Annotated in this window: 21 protein-coding genes; 2 read left to right on the top strand and 19 right to left on the bottom strand. The window is 48.9% G+C overall.

Annotated elements, in window-relative coordinates:
* Positions 1 to 35 precede the first annotated feature (35 nt).
* The 14 genes from WG8_RS06680 to WG8_RS06610 form a co-directional block, all read right to left on the bottom strand.
* Positions 36 to 548, bottom strand: a complete 513-nt coding sequence (locus WG8_RS06680; protein WP_007429370.1) for an A24 family peptidase — start codon at positions 546 to 548, stop codon at positions 36 to 38.
* A gap of 27 nt (positions 549 to 575) precedes the next feature.
* Entirely contained in the window at positions 576 to 1,556 is a 981-nt protein-coding gene (locus tag WG8_RS06675) for a TadE/TadG family type IV pilus assembly protein (RefSeq protein WP_007429369.1), read from the bottom strand.
* Entirely contained in the window at positions 1,525 to 3,741 is a 2,217-nt protein-coding gene (locus WG8_RS06670) for a DUF5702 domain-containing protein (RefSeq protein WP_007429368.1), read from the bottom strand. Before WG8_RS06670 ends, WG8_RS06675 begins: the two co-directional genes overlap by 32 nt.
* Before the next feature lie 48 nt (positions 3,742 to 3,789).
* Positions 3,790 to 4,458, bottom strand: coding sequence for a TadE/TadG family type IV pilus assembly protein (locus WG8_RS06665; protein WP_007429367.1), 669 nt, complete (start codon positions 4,456 to 4,458; stop codon positions 3,790 to 3,792).
* Entirely contained in the window at positions 4,458 to 4,649 is a 192-nt protein-coding gene (locus WG8_RS06660; protein ID WP_007429366.1) for a Flp1 family type IVb pilin, read from the bottom strand. Before WG8_RS06660 ends, WG8_RS06665 begins: the two co-directional genes overlap by 1 nt.
* 13 nt (positions 4,650 to 4,662) lie before the next feature.
* Complete coding sequence (locus WG8_RS06655) at positions 4,663 to 5,541, bottom strand: type II secretion system F family protein (RefSeq protein ID WP_007429365.1); 879 nt, start codon at positions 5,539 to 5,541, stop codon at positions 4,663 to 4,665.
* Positions 5,542 to 5,553: 12 nt separating this feature from the next.
* A complete protein-coding gene (locus tag WG8_RS06650; protein ID WP_007429364.1) occupies positions 5,554 to 6,351 on the bottom strand; it encodes a type II secretion system F family protein in 798 nt (265 codons plus the stop codon).
* Positions 6,348 to 7,595: a CpaF family protein gene (locus tag WG8_RS06645; RefSeq protein ID WP_043890910.1), complete on the bottom strand. Its 1,248-nt coding sequence runs from the start codon at positions 7,593 to 7,595 to the stop codon at positions 6,348 to 6,350. The genes WG8_RS06650 and WG8_RS06645 overlap by 4 nt, the downstream gene beginning before the upstream one ends.
* A 24-nt stretch (positions 7,596 to 7,619) precedes the next feature.
* On the bottom strand, positions 7,620 to 8,777 hold the full coding sequence (locus WG8_RS06640) for a hypothetical protein (RefSeq protein WP_007429362.1): 1,158 nt from the start codon (positions 8,775 to 8,777) through the stop codon (positions 7,620 to 7,622).
* A gap of 492 nt (positions 8,778 to 9,269) precedes the next feature.
* Complete coding sequence (locus WG8_RS06630; protein WP_007429361.1) at positions 9,270 to 11,621, bottom strand: histidine kinase; 2,352 nt, start codon at positions 11,619 to 11,621, stop codon at positions 9,270 to 9,272.
* Positions 11,622 to 11,841: 220 nt separating this feature from the next.
* The gene (locus WG8_RS06625) at positions 11,842 to 12,729 is read right to left on the bottom strand and encodes a metal ABC transporter permease (RefSeq protein ID WP_007429360.1); all 888 of its coding nucleotides are present in this window, start codon (positions 12,727 to 12,729) and stop codon (positions 11,842 to 11,844) included.
* Positions 12,726 to 13,655, bottom strand: coding sequence for a metal ABC transporter permease (locus tag WG8_RS06620; RefSeq protein WP_043890847.1), 930 nt, complete (start codon positions 13,653 to 13,655; stop codon positions 12,726 to 12,728). The genes WG8_RS06625 and WG8_RS06620 overlap by 4 nt, the downstream gene beginning before the upstream one ends.
* Positions 13,656 to 13,660: 5 nt before the next feature.
* Positions 13,661 to 14,425, bottom strand: a complete 765-nt coding sequence (locus WG8_RS06615; protein WP_007429358.1) for a metal ABC transporter ATP-binding protein — start codon at positions 14,423 to 14,425, stop codon at positions 13,661 to 13,663.
* Positions 14,426 to 14,439: 14 nt separating this feature from the next.
* Positions 14,440 to 15,408 carry a metal ABC transporter solute-binding protein, Zn/Mn family gene (locus WG8_RS06610; protein ID WP_007429357.1) on the bottom strand — a complete coding sequence of 323 codons (969 nt, stop codon included), beginning with the start codon at positions 15,406 to 15,408 and terminating at the stop codon, positions 14,440 to 14,442.
* A 236-nt stretch (positions 15,409 to 15,644) separates the two neighbouring features.
* On the opposite strand from WG8_RS06610, the gene WG8_RS06605 reads away from it, so the two are divergent.
* On the top strand, positions 15,645 to 16,436 hold the full coding sequence (locus WG8_RS06605) for a DUF3153 domain-containing protein (RefSeq protein ID WP_007429356.1): 792 nt from the start codon (positions 15,645 to 15,647) through the stop codon (positions 16,434 to 16,436).
* An 11-nt stretch (positions 16,437 to 16,447) separates the two neighbouring features.
* On the opposite strand, the gene WG8_RS06600 is transcribed toward WG8_RS06605, so the two are convergent.
* Together WG8_RS06600 and WG8_RS06595 are read right to left on the bottom strand one after the other, a co-directional pair.
* Positions 16,448 to 16,867: a thiol-disulfide oxidoreductase DCC family protein gene (locus tag WG8_RS06600; protein ID WP_007429355.1), complete on the bottom strand. Its 420-nt coding sequence runs from the start codon at positions 16,865 to 16,867 to the stop codon at positions 16,448 to 16,450.
* A 136-nt stretch (positions 16,868 to 17,003) separates the two neighbouring features.
* Positions 17,004 to 17,330 (bottom strand): hypothetical protein, encoded by a 327-nt coding sequence (locus WG8_RS06595; RefSeq protein ID WP_043890846.1) that lies wholly within the window; start codon positions 17,328 to 17,330, stop codon positions 17,004 to 17,006.
* A gap of 255 nt (positions 17,331 to 17,585) precedes the next feature.
* Between WG8_RS06595 and WG8_RS06590 the strand changes: the two genes are divergently transcribed.
* Entirely contained in the window at positions 17,586 to 18,905 is a 1,320-nt protein-coding gene (locus WG8_RS06590; protein ID WP_007429353.1) for an Nramp family divalent metal transporter, read from the top strand.
* A gap of 140 nt (positions 18,906 to 19,045) precedes the next feature.
* Here WG8_RS06590 and kdpC read toward each other — a convergent pair whose 3' ends face one another.
* The 3 genes from kdpC to kdpA are packed head-to-tail and all read right to left on the bottom strand — an operon-like array spanning position 19,046 to position 23,588.
* Complete coding sequence (gene kdpC, locus WG8_RS06585) at positions 19,046 to 19,771, bottom strand: potassium-transporting ATPase subunit KdpC (protein WP_043890909.1); 726 nt, start codon at positions 19,769 to 19,771, stop codon at positions 19,046 to 19,048.
* Positions 19,772 to 19,827: 56 nt separating this feature from the next.
* Positions 19,828 to 21,858 carry a potassium-transporting ATPase subunit KdpB gene (gene kdpB, locus WG8_RS06580; protein ID WP_007429351.1) on the bottom strand — a complete coding sequence of 677 codons (2,031 nt, stop codon included), beginning with the start codon at positions 21,856 to 21,858 and terminating at the stop codon, positions 19,828 to 19,830.
* A gap of 53 nt (positions 21,859 to 21,911) precedes the next feature.
* Positions 21,912 to 23,588 (bottom strand): potassium-transporting ATPase subunit KdpA, encoded by a 1,677-nt coding sequence (gene kdpA, locus WG8_RS06575; RefSeq protein WP_007429350.1) that lies wholly within the window; start codon positions 23,586 to 23,588, stop codon positions 21,912 to 21,914.
* Positions 23,589 to 23,656: the final 68 nt, after the last annotated feature.

Genomic DNA, 23,656 nt, shown 5'->3' with positions numbered 1-23,656 from the left:
TCCATAAGGCAGCATGATCTATCCAGGCGGGCATGTCATGGCAAAAAGTAAAGATAAGCACTGATCGCTCCCGGAATGACTGCGGTCATAAATGGAAACCTGAGATGCACTTCTCTCCCGCTGGTCAGCGCCTTGCCGCTGCGAAACAGAAAAAATCCCCCCAAATTAAAAGCTACACGCCGCAGTCTCATAATGGTTTCCCTCCGCCATAGCAAGATTCCGATACCAATAATACCTGCAAAAAAAATGGAATATAGAGCCGATTGCCACGCAAAAGCAGCACCTGTCCAGGCTCCAATTAGGCCAAATAGCTTCACATCTCCTGCACCTACAGCTCCTATCCAGTACAAAATCAGCATGAGGCCAAATCCGGTACCGAGTCCAGCAGCAGCAAATACAAAACCATGCCAGCCTTCAAATACCGTATTGAACAGCAAACCTGCCACCATGCCGGGCAGCGTAAGCTTATTAGGAATTTTCATACTCCGTAAATCGGTGACCAGCGCAATCGCTAGTAAAACTCCACATACAATATACATCCAGGTCAATGTGACCTCCCCCTCCCCATCTATTGTCTACTCCACGGAAAATGGAACCTCGATACGCTGTCCATCCTCTGTTTCAATCACAAAACTCCATTGACCGGGTGTCGTGTTTGTTCCCACAAACCAATTCCATTCAATCATTCCCTCCGCATTAGCAGAGGTCCAGCCCAAATGCTGGGCCGTGCTTTGACCCGACTTATAAAATATCGAAAGATTAGCACTCGTTCCGGGTTCAATCCTGGCTCTGATCAAATTGTACACACCCTTCACGGCAGGCTCTGGCTTGACAAGCAACTGTATGGAATGCTGTTCATCCTTATCATCTGCAGCATCTCCTGTACCTGTTCCCTCGCCTGTGTCGCCGATCCAAAGGCGCTCCTCTGCCGCTGCCTGAAGCACAATGCTGCGATACAAAAATGGGACCTTCATCGGCAGTTCATAAGACAGCTCTACTCTAAAATAAGGGTCCTTGGTACCTGTAAGAGAAGGCACATGTACACTCGTTACATGAATACGGTCATACTCCAGAACACTTTCCTCCATAAAAGGCTTTAGCATCGGCTTCAGAACAGGATCAAGTGCTGCTTCCGTCAAGCGCCCCCGCAGCTCCTCCATCGGCTTTTGACCACCTTGCACAGCGCTTTCTAGCCAATCGCCAATCGGAGGCGGCAACTGCTCAGCGAATTTGCTTGCATATTCACTCACAGATAACCTGGGCAATTCATCCAGCGGTTCGCGGACTGCATCTATTTTCGTGGACGCCGCATCTACCGCTAGAGACACCGGGTAGATTTTAGCTGAAACCTGCTTAACCGCTTCTGAAGCGGTGGTCTGCAATGCCGTGGACACCAGCGTCATCTGAACCATATAAATGAGAAAAATAATAAAAAACAGAAATAACGGCAACACCAGTGACGCTTCTAAAACAATACTTCCTTGTTCACACCGCTTCTGCCCACATATCCACTGTAGATCCCGATTAATAGGAAAAATGCGCTGTTTTCGTAACATAGTACACACTTCCCTTAATACTCTCGCCTTCCTTAGAGGCAGTTCCGAGCATCTTCATTACCCCAGGTAAAAACCACAGCCGCATCCCGTTCCTGACCTCACCCTCTGCATACGTTTGCCGCTCAGCAGGATTGACATCTGTATTTAGGCGAATCAGAGCAAGCATACGGGACATCTTTCGTTCATTATTGCTATGAAGCATCAGAAACAATCGCAAATGATCCTTGTACGTCATTCGAAATTTTAGAAAATCAGACAAAGGCACATACCCCTTTTGCGCCAGCATAATCATATCTTCAATCGCCTTTTCTATCCCGTATAACAAAGCCGCCGCCAAAACGACCAATGGATTTCCCTTTGAGCTATTTTTGACTAGTCCCTCCATCGTACGTATGGCAAGTCTCATAGCGAAAATTTCACCATAAGCGGATGCCAGATTACCCGTTGGATTATGGAACCCGTACAGGATGTACTCAACCTCCTGATTACTCACCTCCAGCTGATCTCCCAAAACCTGCGCTGCATTACCCACATTTGCCCCTGATCCAGCCAAACTGCCAAATCGGCTAAAATCCACATGATGAAAGTAAGAAAGCGCATATTCGTTCTGGTAAAATTCATCCCCCAGTTGAGTCAGCAAACCGGATGCAGCCCCATACAAACCATCCATACTATCCATGGAGGCCCCCGCTGCATCATAGGTGTCATAGGATAAATCAGCGGTTACAGATGAACCGGATGTAGACTGATTAAATGCAATGCTTTCACTGTAATACTGCTCCAGCTTTTGGAACTGTTCTGCACTTTGTTTACCTTTGGAAAGTACCTCAATGATCCGATAAGCTTGCTTGAGCTTGTTTTTCGCCTCTTTTTCCATTTTCTTGCGTTCTTTGTCAGGTCCTCGTCGCGTGTCCAGCATTCTGGCTTCGCTGTCGAGTACATTGGCGGCTCCCGACCAGACATACGCATTCAAGTATTTGTCCATCTCCTTAAGCGCTGAGGCGACTTCCTGCTTGAGCATATCTGCATTCAGAAATGGGTCTGTATAAAAGGATAACGTGCGCATCATTCCCGTTAGTCTGCTGTTAACTGTATTTATAGCAGTTCGTTGCTTTTCGATTTCTACTTCCCATTGTTCAAATTCCTTATCGGGAATCAACAGATCCTCTGCCTTTTGCCGGGCGCTTCCTACTGAGGGATCGGCGTTGGAGCCTCCTCCGCTTGGAGTAGGTGCAGCAGAAACCTCATCGTAGCCTGCATTAGCCGCTCTCTGCTTATACTGCACAATGACTTTGCGCATCTCTTCATTAATCTGCCGAGTCTCATTTAACGGCTCTTTGGCTTCCAGAAGCAGCTTATCATGCTCTTCTCCAGCCTGAACCATGGCCTGACGAAGGCGGTCAAGCGCTGATCTCGCCCTTCTTGAATATTTCTCCATCTGCATGATTTTAACGTCATCCACACTTTTCTGATTATCCTCATATACATGCACGTAGTGCTTATATTGTGCAGCAATATCGGCTACAACTTCGAGCGGGTCCCAAATATACTGATTGGGTATATATACGCCCTGCTGCTTAATAATCCGTTTGCGAACCTCTTCCATACGAGCCCCAGCCTCACGCTGCTTCGCCAGCATGTCATCCAGCTTGGCCTCGCGTTGGTCATACAGCTTTTGCAGCCGTTTCAGCAAATCAACCGTATGAGAAGCCTCCTTCATATTTTGAGAGAGCGGCTTCAGCTTTTCGAGCACTTCAAACGTAAAATCGACAGGCGCTTTATACTTCATCTCTTCACGTATCTGCTCATTAAATATGGAATATTTACCAAGCTCTCTTTCCATTTGCAGAGAACTCGAATCCAGCTTTGTATTCATAAGCGGCAGCGTTTCCGCACGTGCTGTACGCTTGGCGCTGTCATTCAACACTTTGTCCATGATTTGTTGTCCGTCGCTTTCACCATAAGCAAACAGCCCGTACTCCTGTTGCAATACCGGATCATAAGCAGACATCACTGAACGAACCGCCGCATGAGTCAGACGCTCGGTTTGCACATGGAGGGCAGCAATTCTCGCATAATCAATAAAGACAGCAATAAAGCCAAACATGACAGCCAAAATCAAAATTAAGAAGACCGTGACAGCACCTAACTCGCTATCCTTTGTATTACGTCCCTTTCCAAACACCCGCTTCCTCCTTTCCAGTCCATTCCCGTTCCTTACTTACCTAATTGCCTACTTACCGTTCTGGCCATATTGCATCAACACTTGTCCCACGCCTGCCGGATCTACCTTTTCGCCTGAGCCTCTGCCCATAAACTTCGCCCCGTAATACCGGACCAGTTCCACCGTACGGATCCATTCCACAGGCTCAACCACACCCGCGCTCATTTTCCCTTGTAAATCCGTCTGGTCCAGAAACTGATTCAACAAAGGCACTTTCACGATCTTATTCAGCTCCGTTGTCACCTTGCGGTGAACCAGACTGTTCTCATATGTCATCTGTCCCTGCATACCCGCAGGCATTCTGCTTTCGGCATTAGACAGCTTCTGGGCAGGCAATGAGCCTGCCTCACTGCCGTTAGGCACCTGTACACTTTCCAGATGATTGGCTCCGGCCCAGCCAAACAAAGCGCCCAGCATGACATCATCCTTCAAACGCCAATAAAGCGAATCCCGTTGTCCTTGCGTAAAAGCTCCTGTACGCGGGTCCCTGAAGCTGTTATCCCAACTGTAGGCAGCTCTTTCCGAAGCGGTAGAAGCGACCTGCACCAATATAGATTTTTGATATATGTACAGGCAGAAAAATAACATCACAAAAATAATCAGCAACAGAACGGGAAAGACGAGGGACGCTTCTAATGAGAAGCTCCCGTCCTCTTTTTGTGCCAATTTGCGCAGCATTATGAATCCATAAAATCGTTACTTTTTTTATCCGCCTTTTTCAGCAAACCTTCTACGATCTTCTTAATCTGATCCTTGAAAATAATGGCCACTGCAATCAGAATTGCAATGATCAGAATCATTTCCAACGTACCCAGACCGTCCTCCTCCTTGTACAATTTACGGATACTGCTTGTTGCTAATGTCAACATCGTTTCATTCCTCCTACATATTCATCATCATTAAAGCGGGAGCACCCACCAGCACGATAACCGTCAGCAAAATCAGCGCCATCGGGAATACCAGCTTAGATGAAGCCTGCTCTCCTCTTGTCCGGCTAATCGAAGTCCGCTTGCCCCATAACGTCTGGGACAGCTCACGTAACGCCATCACAAAATCGCTTCCGCCACGTCTCATATTCAGCAATACCGTTGTCGTAAATACCGTCACTTCCTGAATACCGCAGCGTTTGCTTAAATGCTCAAATGCCTGTTGAAAAGAATATCCGCTTTCCCATTCCCCCACGGTCTGCCGCAGTTCCCGATACAACGGATGTACCGTATCCGCCCCTTTGCGCTCCACACAATGAAGCAATGCCCGTTGTACCGTCTCGCCTGCACCAACCAAAAGCATCATTTTACTCAACAGTTCAGGCAATTCCAATAGAATTTGCTGATCCCGTTGCTGTACTTTCCCATGCAAATCCTTGGTCAGCGCGACTGGAACCAGAACACCCAGTCCCAAACCAAGCACCAGCCCGGTTGCATCTCCGCCCATGATCAGCGATATTAAAGCTCCACCAGCAACCATCATATATCCGTAGCAGAGCATTTCTGCCAGAAAAAGCATCGTTTTTTCTCCGCTGTTCCGTATACCATACAGCTTTTGCACCGAACGCTGGAGCTTGAACATCAGCACAGGCAGCCTATGAGTGACACGCGAAACATGAATTAGGTGTACAAAAGGAACCGAAAGTCTGTGCAGCCGCAGTCCTTCCAGCTTCATACAGCGAAAATGTGCATACTGAGCATCATGCATCCGGTTCAGCACCACCCAACCGCCCACTTGCAGAACCAGCATGACCAGACAAACCAACATCACCATATCTAGCACTCCTTATACTTCAATCTTCATAATGTGGTTGATCCACGCGAGACAGCCCCCAAGCACCAGTAGACAAAGGGTGGACAGAATCATCCCTGTACCGCTGTATAATGGCATCATGTAGTCTCCTGCAGTCATTGTCATAAACAGTACAAACAAAAAAGGAGCAGCAAACATAACTCTTGATTCAAAACGTTTTTGCGCAATCATCACACTGATTTCTTGTTGAATTTCCAGCTTCTCCCCTATGACACTTGAAGCTCGTCGTACGACCTCCACCAGATCACCTCCGGTTCGCTTGCAGGCCGCAAATACATCTGCAAAATTCGTAATATCCTCCATCTGAGCCCGACGGGCCAAATCCTGCAAAGCGGTCTCCACGGGCTGTCCGATTTCGAGACAGGCTGTAATAATGTTAAATTCAAAAATCAGTTCGTGATCTCCATCCGGACTAAGCAAACGCAAATCCTCCACAGCCTCGCGAAAACCATTCTCTACCGACCTCCCCGCCGAAAGAGTAGACGAGAGTGAATATAAAGCCTGTTTGAACTGGATGCTCAGAGCAGACCTGCGTCGTTGCAGCAAAAATTGCCTGAAATAACGGGGCATTGCCAGAGCTCCGGCAGCACACAGCAACGATAAAATCCATTGGTGATAAAATAGATAGCCGATCATTGCGAAAAGCACACCACTGAAGAAAATGCACATATTTTTTTGCATTGTCGTTAATGTATATACCGTATAATCAGGCAGAGAAGGGGCCTGACGGGATGCTTGCTCCGGCTTCACATCCACTTTTCCTGTCTTCATACCGATGCTTCCCCCCTGTGCCAGCTTTCCGGCTTTATTCCGGCCATTTGCAGCTTTAACGTATGATGCAGACCTTCCCCACAGCGTTCCAGCGCCCCTATGATTCTCCCGCTACTTTCTCCGCGCTCCTGAAAGCGATAGAGCGGATTAAGCGTCACCTGACCATTTTCAAAGCCAATGACTTCGCTAATTTCCAGTACCCGTCTGGATTTGTCACGCAGCCGTGACAGATGCACGAATATATCAATGGCCGAGCTGATCTGCTGCCGGACTAGACCCAGCGGAAGATCGGCCCCGCCGAGCACCATCGTCTCCAGTCTGCTGACCATGTCACGGATATTATTCGCGTGGCCGGTGGACAAGCTTCCATCGTGTCCCGTGTTCATCGCTTGAAGCATATCCAACGCTTCACTCCCCCTGACCTCACCTACTACAATCCGGTTGGGTCGCATACGCAAGGAGGAACGAATCAGATCACGAATCGTAATTTCCCCCTTGCCCTCGGTGTTCGCGTTCCGTGTTTCCATGGAAACGAGGTTAGGGACGGTCACAATTTGCAGCTCTGCCGAGTCTTCAATCGTAATAATCCGTTCGGACGGTGGGATAAACTGGGATAACGCATTCAGAAAGGTTGTTTTCCCGGAACCTGTTCCTCCGCTTATAAAAATATTGTATTTGCTGCGTACCAGGTCCTTGAGCATCGCGGCGGCTTCCTCATCCAACGCGCCTCTTCGTATCAAATCCTCCATCGTCATGGGCCGTTCGGGAAACTTCCGTATTGTCATTGTTGGCCCCTTGAGGGCGACTGGCGGCAGCACAATATTGACGCGTGATCCATCCTTTAGACGGGCATCCACAATCGGCGAAGCCTCATTCACAATTCGGTTCACCCCGGCTACAATTGTCTGGATCAGATCCTCCAGTCGCTCTCGGGACTCAAATTGATCGGACACCTGAATCACCTCACCTGCCCGCTCCACAAAAATTTCCCGGTGACTGTTGATCATAATTTCCGTAACTGTCGGGTCATCGATCAATGGCTGGAGCACATCCAGCCCACGGAACGAATGAAAAATTTTACGGACAAGTGCATGCTTCTCTCGGGAAGTTAAGCCTGTCAGCTCTGTATCATATAAAATTCGATTTTCAATATGCCGGACCAAATCCGCATCGTCTACCGAAGACGTCACATCCAGCCCGCTTCGGATATCCGCTCGCAGTGCCTTAAAATGCTTCTCATTTATGCTCATCAGCCCCTTCCCCCCCTTTTAAGACCAAACGGCAGGCGACTGTGCTGCACTCTCCACATTCAGCAGCTCGCGACACAGATGGCGGATTTCCCGCTGATAAATCGGTGAACTAAGCAGCAATTCACGATGCTGCATCTGTTTCCATGAAGGAATATACGGCAGTGCTCCGTTTAGGTCCATGAAGTCTCGAGGTAACGAGTTAATCATCGTTCCCATATAACGGTTCACCACAAAGCTCGTTTTGGACAGCATGGCTTCAAACCCTTCGGGCTGTGTTAGCTCCAGAACATCCAGCCACAGACCGCATTTATGCATGCTCATTAAATCGTCAGCCAGCAGCCAGATCAGCTTATGACTGGCTTCCAGCACAGCTTGAGCCCGGTCACCATTTTCGGATTCGCTATCTACGATCACTACATCATACTGTCCGCTCTCGGCAATCGTCCGAATTAGCTGCACCGCTTCACCACAGGTCATGTCTATTAGCTCCTTGCGATTATAGACAGGCTGAAAAGTATCGGCCTGAATTTCAGGGCGATGCACACAATAGGAAGCTACGGAAAAGGGAATGCCGTCACTCTCCGTCGCCTTGAGGTCATATAGCAGCCTGGACAGCCCTCCTCCTTCTGTGCTGTTAGAACTGCCTGAACCCGTGAACAACGAGCTTGAATCCACCGTTTCCAGATTCAAATAAAATACGGAATACCCCTCATTCCCCAACTGCTTGGACATATTGAGCGCAGCTGTTGTCTTGCCCAACCCGCCGGAAGCCGCCATCATGCCGACAATGATTCCGCCTTCCCGACTGTTTACACTTTGTCGACTGCCCGACCGCTGTCTTGCCATTTCCAAAATAGAACCTACCAGCTCGGATAAAGGCTGGTATTTCAATAACGGTTGTCCGTATTGGCTTACTTCTTCACCCTCATGTAATGCCAAGCAAGGAATATCGGCAGCTTCCCGATCTGTCCACAGACTCAAAAAAGCCGCTTCACCCACCACGATATCCGGTCTTTTCATTCCGTTCGTTTCGATCATGTATTGACGAAATGCTTCCGGCTGCGAAAATGCCGTTATCCTCAGCCTTCTGGCGCACTCGCTTCCGTGTACATAATTCAGCAGCGGCTCAATATATTCCCGGCCTGCTACAGCCAACACCACTTTTACCGGAATCATGATCCCCATCCCCTTTCCAACACAACAACGCAAAAAAGCACCGTTCATCAAGCCGTACATACATACGGTTGGTGAACGGTGCTTCCGTCACGTGCAAACTATTTATTGGTAGAATAGCATAGCACTTATTCTAGAGCAAGTATTTTTTATGAAAATATGATTCCATATTCTATTAGGAGCAAAAGGCAGGGATATAATCCCCGCCTCCCACTACCTTTATCTTACCAGAATTTGTGGTGATGACGATGACATTCATGATGACGATGATGACGATGTTTCCGATGATGATGATGTTTTTTCACAAAAAAGTCTTCATGAAACCGATGATGTTTTCTAGGTTTAAACTTAATGATAGTCACCTTAATAATCTTCTTAGTAACGTGTTTTCTTGGCTTACGAACATGACAATGTCTAAACATTTTTAATTCGCCTCCATTTCTTTGAGATAGAATATACTATGGAAGCATTGAACAACCGGAAACTAACATATGACTATTTACGAATGAATTGGGTGATCTGATCGTTTTCCTCCAGCTTGATATTCGGGTCATAGTCCGCCACGATTAGAACATCCATATGACGCGCTTGACGGAGAATTCTCGGGACGACCGCAAACTTTCCCCAACGTTTATTTCGGGGCGATTGCCCCACGATTAACTGAGTACCCGTATATCCTTCCACCGGAGAAATCAGAATGTCGGCAATCTCCCGCCGGCTGGAAACAAAGCGAATTTCAAAGGTTCCTCCCAATCGGTGGGTCAACATTTTTAACTGTTCCAGACGAGGGCTCAGCCTCTCGGGTATACGCTCACCAACATGAACGTAAGTCACAATCCACACGGCCTTCAGACGAAAAGAAATACGAAAACCACGGCGAATCAGCCTTTCAGCATTTTCGCTTAGCGTGACGCCTACGAAGATCACTTCCTTCCTGCGCCACGGTCCCCGAAGCGATCCATGACGATCCCACGATTCCAGCCGCTCATCCACATCATCAGCCAATTCCCGCAGAGCCAGCTCACGCAGCGCAATCAGATTACCTAATTTAAAAAAGTGGCTAAGCGCCTGTTCCACCTTGGCAGGATCGTATATTTTGCCATCACGCATACGCTGCTGCAACGATTTGGGGGCCACATCCACAAGCTGTACCTCATCGGCCAGACGCATCATATGATCGGGAACAGTCTCTCTTACCCGAATGCCGGTAATTTGTTCTACCGCGTCATTCAAGCTCTCCAGGTGCTGTACATTCATTGTGGATATGACAGAGATACCTTGATCCAAAATAGTCAGTACATCCTCATAGCGCTTGGATCTCTGACTGCCAGGAACGTTGGTATGTGCCAGCTCGTCGATCAACACTACCTCAGGATTGCGTCTGAGAATGGATTCGGTATCCATTTCTTCCAAATGTACACCATGACGCTCAATGGGCTGACGGGAAATCATATCCAGAGAGCCCACTTGTGCCAAAGTTTCCGCTCTTCCATGTGTCTCCAGCAAGCCGATCACAACATCAATTCCGCTCTCCAGCAAATCATTGCCCTCTCTCAGCATCGTGTATGTTTTGCCGACCCCTGGTGCAGCACCAATGTATACCTTGAGCTTGCCGCGCCGAATTTTGGCTGCCTCAGCCTGTGCCTCCTCATCGCTCAAGCGATGATAGGGATCATTATCTCCTTCCTCCTGTCTCATCGTTGGCAAAATCCGTTCACCTTCCTGCTCGGCTCGATCCGCTATCAACAGCAGGTCCATATTTTTCATCCGTTTTAAAATTCCGTTCACCAGCGATCCCCTAACCAGTTCCTGCCATCGGGTCTGCCGAGAATGTCCCATAACGATCCGGGTAACATTATGCGCCACCGCATAATGAATAAGCTGACGAGGCAACCTTCTGCGGGACAAAAGCGGGATCTCTTCAAATGCCGATCCTATCTTGTCAGTCAGCTGCACAATGGAGCGCTTAAAGGCCGCTGATTCCCTGGACAGCTTGTGCTTCGGGCTGACAAAGGAAACCACCAGCATATCTCCACCCAACCGCTTGGCGACCTGCTCTCCTCTGCGAACATAAATAGACCCGTTCCAATGATATTGGACAGGCACCAAAATACGCTCGGCCACTCCTGACGCCCCGTGCAAGCCTAATTCCTCCCGATGCCGTTCCAGCGAATCGTTCACATCCTCTGCCACTAATCGCAGAGCCAGCTCGCGCAGCTTACCCAGATTTCCCCGGTGGAACATTTCAGGATTGGGTGCATGCATGTAGCCTTTCGCCAGCCGTTCCAAAACCGTCTCCGGTGTAACATCAATCAGACGGATTTCATCCGCCAGCTCCAGCGTATCGACCGGGACCGTGGATGCCGATTCAATTCCTGTCAGCTGATAAACCCACTCCGTAATCCCTTCAAGTTCATAGACATTGACTGTCGTAATGACGCTAATCCCCAGCTCCAGCAAATATTGAATATCCTCCAGCCGGCTTGGAAATCGGGCCCCTACCCGGTTACGATGTGCCAAATGATCTACCAGCACCACCTCGGGATTGCGTTCCACTAGAGCTTCCACATTCAAATCTTTTTGCTCCACACCGTCCTGCATCCAATGAATACTGGGCACTCGCTCCAGCGTGCCGACCTGCTCCACGGTTTCACGCCGCTGCATGGTCGAGACCGCGCAAATCACAACATCAATCCCTTCATGCTGAAGTGACTGCCCTTCCTGGAGCATATGATACGTTTTGCCCGAACCGCTGACTGCACCGATATAAATTTTGAGTCTGCCCCGGTGCAGTTTGCTAATGGATTCCAGTATTTCCTCGGGTGATTTGCGTTTGAAGCTCTCCATCTTTTGTTCCTCCCCGCAACGCGACAGCTCAGTGTCCGTTCTTGTCTGGCTGTAATGAATGTACTCCCGTGTTCCAGACAATTCAAGACGAGTCCCACGGCTTTCTCCGAAAAAATCCGCACAAGGCAGTATACACGCAAAAAAGCGTGGATTCAGGCTTTTTCTGCCCATTTGCACGCTTTTTCGGTAAACTTGTATATCATGCTTCCCGCGAATCGAATCACTTGCTATCCTCGCCAACCATCCCCCGCTGCTGAAGCCATTTTTGCCAAACCACACCATGGGTTGGAGAAAAGAGAAAAGCTACAAGCAGCAACACTCCCGATACACACAGCATACATGCCGCAATAGAGGCATCCAGCATACTTGCCGTGTAGAAGCCTGCGACCGAACTGATAGCTCCAAATCCGACGCTATATACGATCATGTGGGACAATTTCTCCGTCAGCAGATAAGCCGTAAGTGGCGGTACAACAAGCATTCCAACCACCAGAATGGCCCCCACGCTCTCAAATGACGCCACCGTTGTAAGCGATACGAGACTCATCAGCAGATAATGAAAAAAAACAACCGGAATGCCCAATGAAGCTGCCAATGCGGGATCAAAGGAAGTGATTTTAAATTGCTTGAAAAAGCCCCATACCACAAGCAAGTTGATTAAAAACATCACGCCTGTAATCCATACAGCCCTTGGACCAACATCAACGCCAGCAATCTCTAGCGTATTCCACGGCACATATGCAATCTCCCCATACAGCACGTGATCCATATCCAGATGGACATTGGAAGCAAACACGCTGACCAGCAAGACACCGATGGCAAACAGTGTCGTGAACACTACACCGATGGCGGCATCACTTTGCAAACCGCTTTGCTGGAACAGCTGAATCAGATACACCGTTAGAAGACCCAGCACGGCCGCACCAAACATCATCCATACCGAATCCCTGGACCCGCTGATTAAAAAAGCAATAACAATCCCCGGCAGCACCGCATGGCTGATTGCGTCACCGATCATAGCCATTTTCCGAAGCACGAGGAAGCAGCCGACAATGCTACATCCCCCTGCCACTAACATTCCCGTCAAGATCACATATAATGAACTCATAGGGCACGCTCCTTTCCCGGCTGCGTCCCGACTGCCTTCTCCAGACTATTTCTGGCGTTCAACCGAACGATAGCCTTGGAAATCATTCCGCGCTGCGGTGCAAAAATCAGGCTCACACCAAACACCACCGTCGCACACAGAACGCACAACGGTCCTGTAGGGAGATTTTGTCCCAGAGAGCTAAGGAGTGTTCCGCCAAGACCCGCTATAGCGCCAAACAGGCCTGATAGGCACACCATGACCCCCAGCTTCTCTGTCCAGTATCTGGCTGACACCGCCGGGGTAATCAGCAGGGCCGCCATCATAATGACACCCACGGCCTGAATGCCGGCAACCACCGCAATGACAATCAGCAGCATCAACAGCTTATCCAGCAGCCCTGCTGGAAAACCAAGTCCGCGAGCAAAGCCGGGATCAAAGCTTAGTAGCTTAAATTCCTTGAAGAACAATAGGCATACCCCGATCAGCACCACCGAAATTGCAGCCATCGTATAAACATCAGACAATACCATGGCCGCAGCCTGACCAAATAAAAATTTATCCAATCCGCTTTGGTTTCCCGCACCACTATGCTGAATTTCGGTCAACAGCATAATGCCGAAACCAAAAAATACAGACAGCACCGCCGCAATCGCCGAATCGCTTTTGACTCGCGAATACCGGATTAGCGCACTAATGGCAAAGGTCGCAGCAATGCCTGCAATGGCAGCGCCAATCATAAATCCAAACACGGATTTCGTACCCGTAATCATAAACGCCACGCATACCCCGGGCAAAGCTGCATGTGCCAAGGCATCTCCCATAAGCGATTGCTTGCGCAAATACATAAAGCTGCCAATCACGCCGCTGCTTAAACCGAGCAAAATGCAGCCCAGCAAAATCCACTGCATATTCGGATCGGCCAAAAGCGTAGCCAAACTTGTCATCCCCCTCACCTCACTCCGAGTATGGTGCCGGAATCCGGGCCTGTTTTGAATATACTCAGACGTCCACCATACGTACGTTGCAGATTTTCCTCGGTAAAAATCTTTGACGTCTCTCCAAACGCCGTCAGGTGGCCGTTCAACAGCATGACCTGGTCAAAATAATCCGTTACCGTAGACAAATCATGATGAACAACAAGTACGGTTTTCCCCTGCCGTTTCAGATCGTTGAGCAATGATATAATCGCTTTTTCGGTCGCAGCGTCCACACCAACAAACGGTTCATCCATAAAATAAAGCTGAGCGTCCTGTGCGAGTGCTCTGGCCAGAAAAACACGCTGCTGCTGCCCGCCTGACAGCTGACTAATCTGCCTGTCTGCAAATTTGCTCATACCTACCTTGTCCAGACACTCCATCGCTGCCTGACGATCTGCGGCTCCCGGTCGTTTAAACCAGCCCAGTCTGCCATACCGTCCCATCATAACCACATCCAGCGCGTTCGTCGGAAAATCCCAATCCACCGACTCTCGCTGCGGTACATAGCCAACCTTGAGCAGTTGCTGCTTGTAGGGCTTGCCGTAGACCAGCACCTCACCCTTGAGCTTTGGAATCAATCCAAGCGCTGCCTTAATCAGTGTAGATTTACCAGCCCCGTTCGGGCCAATAATACCAATCAGCTTGCCTTCCGGCACCTCGAAGGAAACATCAAACAGAACGGGCTTTTTTTGATAAGCTACAGATAAATCACGAACGACAAGCGGTGAATGCCCCATATGTTTTGCCTCCTTTATTTAAGCGCTTTAACCATCGTATTGACGTTATGCTTGACCATTCCAATGTATGTGCCTTCTTCTGTACCTTCTTTGCCCATGGCATCTGAATACAGCTCACCGCCAATCCTTATCGTATGACCTTGCTGAGCGGCTCCCTGAATTACTGCATCTATGGCCTTTCTCGGAACACTGGTTTCTACAAATACGGCTTTGATTTTATTTTCCACCAGATAATCTCGCAGCCTGGTCACATCTTGGGAGCCCGCTTCTGACTCTGTACTCATGCCTTGAAGTCCTTTCACTTGAATATTGTAAGCATCTCCGAAATAGCCGAAGGCATCATGTGCCGTGACAAGCACGCGCTGGGCTTCCGGTATGCTGGCAATCTCCTCCCTCGTGTAATCGTCCAGCTTGCGCAGCTCAGCCAGATAAGCTTCTGCGTTAGCCTTATAATCCTCTGCATGCGCAGCATCAAGCGCCGACAATTCGTCTCTGATGGTTTCTACCGCAGACATCCAGTTTTGCACGTTAAACCAGATATGTGGATCATGCTCGGACCCCATTTCCGGGCTCCCTGCACGCAGCTGATCCTGAGCGATGTTTTTGGAGACAGGTATGACGGGCTTTTGCTTGCCGATTTTCTCCAGAATGTCCTGCATTTTTCCTTCCAAGTGCAACCCGTTATAAAAAATAATGTCGGCCTGATCCAGCTTGCGCATATCTCCCTGAGAAGCCTTGTACAAATGCGGGTCAACGCCTGATTTCATAATGCCCGTAACCTCCACATGATCACCACCGACCTTGCCGACAATATCCGAAATCATGCCGATGGTCGTTGTGGCCTTTATTTTTTGTCCCGCCTCTACCGCCGTACCCTGCTCCTTCTGCTCCTGAGTACATGCAGTTGCGAGAACCAAAACTAGTGACAATACTCCAACCGTCGTTACCCATCGCGGCAAATCCTTCTTAAACTGCTTGTTCATACTTTAAAACCTCCTTCGACTATTCGTATTTGGGACAAACTATTTCCTGGAGACAATTATTTTTTATGAGAACTATTTTTTAGAGTATACACTAAAGTTTTTACCTTGGGAAACATTTTTAGAATATAAATCTTATTTCTTCTGTCTTATCGTTCGATTTTGGCTCTCTGAATGTGTAATATATAGAAGACATCCATTTGTTAAAGTAAAGAACGTATATAAAGAAGGTGTAAATCATGAAGCAAACAGAACACAGCCCTGATCAGGATAGACGTCAGCAACATCGTATTCGGCAAATACTGCGCGTTTTTGCGCTGCTGTGCTGTCTGGCTATCCTTACCTCATGTGCTCGGGGGGATATCCACGTAGATGTTCATCTCGATCGGAGTATAGATATGGATGCATCGTTCAGTGTGAACAATCAGACGCTGGTGATGCTGGACAATCCCGGACTGCTGGATCGATTAGCCAAGCGTTTTCAAAGCAACAATGTGGATGTTCAGCCGCTAGCTGAACAGGGGAGAAAGGGCTATCAATTCAAGGGGCATTATCAAGGAGATTGGAGCACAAACGAAAAAAATCCCAATCAGGAAGTCAATCTGCCCGAGGGATTAGAAATAAAACGCATTGTAACACCACATTTTTTCACAACAAATTATGATCTTACGATGAAGCTTGATCTGCCACGAATGCTTCCTGAAGAAGCTAAGGGACTGAGTGACAAATTACAGCAAATGAATGTGTTCGCGCGCAAATTACTGGAGCGGCAGCTTGATCTTAACTTTAGCCTGTCCTTGCCGATCCAACCCGCTGCCAGCAATGCGGACAGTGTATCGGAAGACGGAAAAACACTGCGTTGGGATATTGCCCCATTGGAATCTAATGAGCTGAAATTATCCATCAATGTACCGAATCTACGACATATCGTGTATGTAGCTATTGCCGGCTTGATACTGATTGTGGCGATTGTGATATGGCTGATTCGTGGTCATCGCTCCAAAAGGAAAGCTGATCCCTCTGAATCTTAAATTCTGAATACCTAAAAAAATCGTTCCCGAATCTCTGGTGGGGGGATCTGGCACTGATCCTCTTCATCCTTGCCAAACCAGCGGTATCGGTTACGTGCTACCACGTTGTACACGGCATCGCGCATAAAGCGGGGAATCAGAATGAAAGCATAGGCCAGCGGGTATGGAAAACGAAGATGTCTGGCAATCCGCAAAGCCGCGTTTGACCTTGTATAATACACACCGTCTTCAATCAATACAAACGTATCCAGTTGATCTGCAGATAGTCCTCCTACACGCAAAAGCCTTTGTCCTTCCTCGGATTGCAGGGAACCAAAATGGAATACTCCCTCAGGGTCACGCTTGATAATGAAGCGGGCCGCCCCCTGACAAAAATGGCATACCCCATCTACCAACACAATTGAATGCTCCAAATGATCAGACTGCTTCATAATACTTTCACCTCCAAGGAATCAACAGCTTAAATGCAATCAACTTTATGCATATAACAAAAATACATATAACAAAAAAACGCCGAAATCATCCGACGCTTGTTTAGAAATGTATCGACTTTTACCAGTTCGGAAACTAGCTCAATGCTTTCTCGAACAGTTGTTTGGCATTAATTTGTCCTATAATCTCTTCATGAAACTGATCCATACACTTGCAGATAAAATCCTTATGGCATACCGGGCAAGGTGTCGTTAGCAGTCGACTAATATTCGTCAAAGTCCACTCCGGATTACGTTGAGAAAAAACACGGCACTCCGTACCATCGGCCAAACTCATTTTAAACTCATAAAGCCCTTCTTTTTCATTGCTGCCAGCCAGCGTGAAATTAACAATATTCGGTCTGTAAGACATCATAATCACCCGTATTTTCAAATTTGTTTCGTACCTGGTGACCAGAATCACCTAAGCCATCTTAATGAATTTTGGCGATGATGTCAAATGGTCGGGGATCTACTGTCATGTTAATACATTCATGATTTCCTTCTCGTATGTACTTTAAACGAACCATACAAAATGAATCATTAAAAAATACTATTAATTTGCTTGGCCACATAAAAGTTGCACTAGACAAAAACTATTGTAGGTGTACAATAGGGATAGTACAATCGTTAATGTCACTAATACTAGATTTCATCATGAATAAAGAAGGTGGAGCGTATGAAAAATATAAATGGGAACTTGGCGGAAATCGCTTCACTGTCGGAAGTGAATCGCTCCTTGAGCGTCCCTAAGGACGGCACGTGGTTTCGAAAGTTTCTCGCCTTTGCCGGACCTGGCTATATGGTCGCTGTCGGCTATATGGACCCCGGCAATTGGGCTACAGACATCGCAGGCGGAGCAAAATTCGGCTACACGCTGCTTAGTGTCATTCTGGTCTCCAACCTGATGGCTATTCTGCTGCAAGCCTTATCCGGCAAGCTTGGCATTGCCACTGGTAAAGATTTGGCACAAATGTGCCGCGATGCCTATAGTCGTCCCGTCGCAATCGGCTTGTGGCTTTTATGCGAAATTGCCATTGCAGCTATGGATTTGGCCGAGGTCATCGGCTCAGCCATTGCACTGAAGCTGCTGTTCGGTTTACCGCTACTATATGGCGTTATCATTACCGCATTTGATGTCATGCTCATTTTATTGCTGCAAAACAAAGGTTTTCGGGCTTTGGAAACATTGGTCATTGTACTAATGGCGACGATTGCCGGGTGCTTTGGCATCAATCTCATTTTGGCACAGCCATCATGGGGCGGCATGTTAGGCGGATTTGTGCCAGATTCACAAATTTTGACCAACCCAAGCATGCTGTATATTGCGATCGGTATTATGGGCGCTACCGTGATGCCTCACAACCTGTATCTGCATTCATCCATTGTACAAACTCGCAAATTTGAGCAGACTTCAGTAGGTAAACGCGAAGCTATTAAATTTGCAACCTGGGATTCCAGTATCGCGCTTATGTTTGCCCTATTTATTAATGCCGCCATTTTGATCGTGGCAGCAGCGGTGTTCAATACTGCCGGAAAAACAGATGTAGCCGAAATTAGCGACGCCTACTATCTGCTATCGCCTTTGTTGGGAACCACACTCGCAAGCATTCTATTCGGGGTGGCACTGCTCGCCTCCGGCCAGAATTCGACCGTTACTGGTACGTTAGCTGGACAAATCGTCATGGAGGGCTTTCTCAACCTTCGTCTTCCCCCTTGGCTGCGTCGTCTGGTAACGCGACTCATCGCAATCATTCCAGCGGTAATCGTCACTGCTATCGCCGGTGAAAAAGGAGCGGAAGAACTGCTTGTGCTGAGCCAGGTCATTCTATCCATCCAGCTGCCTTTTGCCATCATCCCACTATTGCTCTTTACGAGTGACAAAAAGCTCATGGGTGAATTTGCCAACAAAATGTGGCAAAAAGCATTAGCCTGGATCGTGACCGGTATCATTATTGTCTTGAATGTGATACTCATCGTCCAAACGATTTCAGGATAGGCTGCTGCCGATAATTCTTTCTACCAACAAAAAAGGTATCCCACGGGCCTTTCACCCAGGGGATACCTTTTTTTGTAAAATTGCTATAAAGCTTAGTTCTTCCTATTTACTCTACTCTCTATCATTCCGTATGGCCAGTTTCACCGCTTGGCAGGCGCTATCTTCATTTGCGCTTCAAGCGCGAGGTTCAGCTTGAGCACGTTCACACGCGGTTCTCCGAATACTCCGGCACTACGGCCTTCGGTTTGCGCCTCCACCAGTGCTTTCAGTTGATCCTGCGCGATTCCCGTCAAGCTGCTAATACGTGGAATTTGTACCTGTGCCGCTTGTGGCGAGATATGCGGGTCCAGACCGGAACCGGAGTTCGTAATCAGATCCACCGGAACCTCGCTAACCGGCACATCCGGATTTTGTTTCTGCCAAGCGGCAATGGAATCCTTGACTCGCTGTATCAAGGCCGGATTGGACGGCGCGTAGTTGCTTGAGCCTGAACCAGCCCCGTTATAATCAACACTGGATACCCGACCTTGGAAAAACGCAGGATTGGCAAAGGATTGCCCAATCAGTTCAGAACCGACTACCCGTCCCTCCGCATTCTGCAGCATGCTGCCGCCCGCCTGCTGCGGAAACAATACCCGTGCCACTCCTGTGCTAACGAGCGGATATGCCAAGCCGCACAAGAGGATCATCAGCACCGAGGTTCGCAAAGCGACTCCAATAACCGTGCTTCCCCGCATCTCCTGTCTCTCCGGCTGCCCCTCCGACCCAGTCCTCGTCTCTGCGGGGTTGCTATGGTCTCGTCCGGCAGAACCGGCTTTCTCGTGTGCAGCAAATCTGCGCCCAGACATACGATAAAACCCACTCATGTTGCTCACCCTTTCCGCTTCCATTGTATCTGAAATGCATCCTTTTACAGGCCGCCTTAAATCCATAAATGCACCAGCAAATCAATGGCCTTGATGCCGACAAACGGCACCACCATACCGCCCAAACCGTAAATCAGCAAATTCCGTCCGAGCAGGCGGTCCGAGCTCATTGGCTTATACTTCACACCCTTCATCGCCAGCGGAATCAGGAGCGGAATAATAACCGCGTTAAAAATCAGCGCCGACAAAATAGCGGACAGTGGAGAGCCAAGCCCCATGACGTTCAAAGCACCCATTTGTGGAATAGCCAGCATGAACATCGCCGGGATAATGGCAAAATATTTGGCAACATCGTTCGCGATGCTAAACGTTGTCAAAGCGCCGCGTGTCATGAGCAGCTGCTTGCCGATGGCGACCACCTCAATAATTTTGGACGGATCGGAATCCAGATCCACCATATTGGCGGCTTCCTTGGCCGCGACCGTGCCGCTGTTCATGGCAAGACCAACATCCGCCTGCGCCAGCGCAGGAGCATCATTGGTTCCGTCTCCGGTCATGGCCACCAGCTTGCCTTGTTCCTGCTCACGGCGGATAACCGCGATTTTATCCTCAGGCTTGCTTTCAGCTACAAAATCGTCCACACCTGCTTCCCGTGCAATGGTAGCGGCAGTCAGCGGATTATCCCCGGTACACATAATCGTGCGGATACCCATTTCCCGGAGCTGATCGAACCGCTCCTTCATGCCCGGCTTCACTGTATCCTTCAAATAAATAATGCCGTATATCCGATCATCCAGCGCAACCGCCAGCGGTGTACCTCCTTCAGAGGCCACCTGATTCGCTTTTTCCTCCAGATCAGCTGGAACCCTGCCGTTTTGCGATATGATCCAATGCCGAACAGAGTCCACTGCGCCCTTGCGCACCTTTCGTCCATCGGCCAGGTCCAGACCACTCATGCGGGTTTCCGCCTTGAACTCGATAAAGGCTCCGCCTGCCGCCAAGGATTCATCCAGCGTGTACTCCTGCTTGCGCATCAATTCCAGCACCGAGCGTCCCTCAGGTGTCTCGTCCTTCATTGAGCTCATCGCTGCCCACTTTACCAGCTCTGCCTTCTCCACGTCCCCTACAGGCACAAATTCACTCGCCATCCGGTTTCCGAAGGTGATGGTACCCGTTTTGTCGAGAATCATCGTGTTGATGTCCCCGGATGCCTCTACCGCCTTGCCTGACATCGCCAGCACGTTAAACTGGGTGACCCGGTCCATACCGGCAATCCCAATCGCCGACAGCAGCCCTCCAATTGTGGTCGGAATCAGACAAACCAGCAACGAAATCAAGACTGGTACAGGCAAATCGATGTTAAAATGGCGGGCGATCGGAGCCAGCGTGACCACCACGATCAAAAAAATAATCGTCAAGCTGATCAGCAGCGTGTTCAGCGCAATTTCATTCGGCGTTTTTTGCCGCTGTGCCCCTTCCACGAGCGAAATCATTTTATCAATAAACGTTTCGCCCGGCTCTGCCGTAATCCGCACCTTGATGCGGTCACTAACTACCCGTGTCCCGCCCGTTACCGAGCAAAAATCACCGCCCGATTCCTTGATGACCGGAGCTGATTCCCCTGTAATCGCGGATTCATCCACCGAAGCCAGTCCTTCAATAACCTCGCCGTCCCCCGGAATCATCTCGCCCTGGGACACGAGCACAATATCCCCTTTACGCAGCTCGGTTGAGCTCACCACCTGAATGTCATTTCCGACAAGCTTGGTGGCCTGTGTATCCTGCTTGGATTTTTTCAAAGAGGCAGCTTGCGCCTTCCCCCGCCCCTCCGCGAGCGCTTCAGCAAAATTGGCAAAGAGCAGCGTGAACAGCAGAATAACAAAAACAGCCAGGTTAAAGCCCATTTCCTTGTCAGCTCCAAAATAACCGGGAAACAGCAGCATCAACAGCACAACCAGTGTGCCGATCTCCACGACGAACATGACGGGATTTTTCATCATGAGCATCGGATTTAATTTCATAAAGCTATCCCTGATCGCATGCTTCAAGATGCTTCTGTCCAGCATGCGTTTACGTTGTTCCTTCATGATCAAGCACCCCGTTCATCCATTCTCAATTTCTTCTTCATGCTCATTCTTCATCACATGGTCAAAAATTCAGCTACAGGCCCCAATACGATGACAGGCAAAAAGGTCAACGCACCAATCAACAGAACAACTCCGATCAGAATGGCCCCAAACAGCTTGTTGTCCGTGCGCAGTGTGCCCGTCGTCACTGGTGTCGGCGCTTTGGCATTCAACGAAGCCGCTACAGCCAGCAATGCAATCATGGATACATATCGTCCAAAGAACATAACCATCCCTGTTGTTAAGTTCCAGAATACGTTGTTATCTGCAAGTCCTTCAAACCCTGACCCGTTATTTGCCGCAGATGACGCATATTCATAGAGCACCTGAGTCAGCCCGTGATATCCGGGGTTTGTGACCGCATCATACCCCCAATGACTCATAAAAGCGAGCGCAGTCGGCGCCAGAATGAGAAACGGATGTACCAGTATGGCAATCGCAATCAGCTTCATTTCCTTGCCTTCAATTTTCCTACCCATAAATTCCGGGGTTCTTCCGACCATCAGTCCGCATATAAACACACCCAGAATCGCGTACATCAGCATGTTCATCAGCCCGACACCCTTGCCGCCGAAAATGACGTTTAGCATCATTTCACCCAAAGCCGCCATACCACCCAGCGGGGTCAGTGTGTCATGCATATTATTGACCGAACCTGTCGTTGCCGCTGTCGTCACCGCAGTGAATAATGCCGATTGTCCAATGCCGAAGCGAACCTCTTTCCCTTCCATGCTTCCCTGCGAAGCATCCACACCCAGCGCCTGTATCAGCGGATTTCCCGTCTTTTCAGACACGTACGTAACGGACAGAAAAATAAGGAACAATACCATCATCGAGCTAAAAATAATCCAGCCCTGCTTGCGATTGCGGGCAAACAAGCCAAAGGTATACGGCAGTGAAGCCGGCATTACCCACATCGCTAAAATCTCCAGAACGTTCGTCCAGGGACTTGGATTCTCAAAAGGATGCGCAGAGTTGGCACCCGCATAACCGCCCCCGTTCGTCCCCAAATGCTTGATAGATTCCATCGAAGCAATGGGCCCCAAAGCAATCTGCTGCTGTGTTCCGCTCAGCGTCGTAATATCCGCCGTAGGCTGCAGCGTCTGTGGTACTTTCAATCCAACTAGTACCAGCGTAAGCACAAAGGCCAGCGGCAGGAAAATCCGTATAATCGCCTTGATAAAATCCTGAAAAAAATTGCCCATTCCTTCACCGCGCCGCGTCAATCCTCTCATAAAAGCCGCAGCAACAGCAAACCCGGAAGCCGCCGAAGTGAACATCATCATCGTGACAAACGCCATCTGTGTCAGATACGTAAGTCCGCTTTCTCCGCTATAATGCTGGAGATTCGTATTGGTCATAAAGCTGATTACCGTGTTTAAAGCCAATGACGCTTCCATATTGCCGTTTCCAGCCGGATTCCCGGGAAGCATTCCTTGCAAACGCAGTAGCACATAGCTGATGACCACAAGCACGACATTGGTCGCAAGAAAGCTCATAACATACGTAGTCCAACGCATATTCTCCAGCTTTTTCAAGCCTACTAGCCTATAAATCAGCTTTTCCGTTCCACCGAAAATTCGATCCGTCCGATTCGGTTCATTCGAGAATACATGATACATATAGGTGCCCACTGGCTTTACCAAGAGCAGCAATATGACAAGCACAATTCCAATTTGCAGCAGCTCCATCGTCTATTCCTCCTTAAAATGCTCCTGCGCATGTGGAACAACAGACCTGACCCAGACCAACAAGCGAG

The sequence above is a fragment of the Paenibacillus sp. Aloe-11 genome, assembly GCF_000245715.1.
Taxonomy (GTDB): domain Bacteria; phylum Bacillota; class Bacilli; order Paenibacillales; family Paenibacillaceae; genus Paenibacillus; species Paenibacillus kribbensis.
Note: the sequence above shows the minus strand (reverse complement) of the source record. Positions and strands in the feature narration are given on the sequence as shown.